Source organism: Candidatus Methanoprimaticola sp. MG2 (assembly GCF_047501175.1).
Taxonomy (GTDB): Archaea; Thermoplasmatota; Thermoplasmata; order Methanomassiliicoccales; family Methanomethylophilaceae; genus Methanoprimaticola.
The window spans coordinates 1-838 of the sequence record NZ_JBEQWH010000030.1; the positions used below are offsets into that span (position 1 = coordinate 1).

2 protein-coding genes are annotated in these 838 nt (G+C 53.7%); both read left to right on the forward strand.

Going from position 1 to position 838, the window contains the following annotated elements; translation table 11 throughout:
• The first annotated feature begins 131 nt into the window (after positions 1-131).
• Entirely contained in the window at positions 132-581 is a 450-nt protein-coding gene (locus V5D86_RS09575) for a hypothetical protein (RefSeq protein ID WP_414596462.1), read from the forward strand.
• Positions 582-585: 4 nt separating this feature from the next.
• The coding region (locus tag V5D86_RS09580) for a hypothetical protein (RefSeq protein ID WP_414596463.1) at positions 586-838 on the forward strand (253 nt) is incomplete at its 3' end.

An 838-nucleotide genomic window follows, 5' to 3' on the forward strand; every position in this document is an offset into this window, starting at 1 on the left:
AGTCATTGCTTCAACAATGGCCGGGGGTGATCGCCTCGTTTTGTGAACGAATGAACAGCGAAAGCTCTCGAGAGATCATTTGAAACCTCTTCTCGAAACCGTTTCCACAAGCTGACAGGAGGTAATGACCGATGTCTACACAGAATGAAATCAACAATACGAACAAGCAGAACAACACACAGACCATCATCGCAGATGTCCAGAAGAACCTCGGAGTTCCGGAGGAGCGTCATTTCACTAAGAAGGAGCCTCTCCTCAAGATCACCATCGGGTCGGTGACGTCGAATCTGGCTCTTGCTGAGAAGTACGACGAATCGACCAAGAGCTATCTCCCGCCCGTTCCGACGTACTCTCTCTACTTCATGGAGAAGGTCCGCGACGAGAACGGATCCATGAAGAACAATGTGACGAGCATCCCCATTCCTAAGGATGCCGATTCCATCCGTGCGTTCGGTGAGCATCTCCTGAAGGTCGCCGAGGCGATCGAGGGACTCGAGCTCGGACCTTCCTCTCAGGCGGTTGACGATCTCGATGTCGCACTCTCGAAGCTCAAGGCCTTCAAGTCCGGTGGGAAGGCTTGATCCCATGAGGGAGTTCGTCGTCGACAGGGTCTATCACAATGGCTGTTGGGATTCCAACGGCCATGAGGAGATCAAGATACGTCGTTTCAGATGTTCGTCCTTCGACGACGCCGCTTCCCGCTATGTTCAGCTTCTGCAGATGGAGGACACCAGAGCCGTGAAGATCCTGGGATGGAACCGGTATCGTAACTGCTTCGATGTCCTTGTCATCGGACATCCCGGAGCGGATGTCAAGAGACCGACCCTGCCTGCCGGGT

Excerpts from the sequence above, each read along its gene's own strand:
- V5D86_RS09575 (WP_414596462.1), top strand. The coding sequence starts at position 132 with ATGTCTACACAGAATGAAATCAACAATACGAACAAGCAGAACAACACA.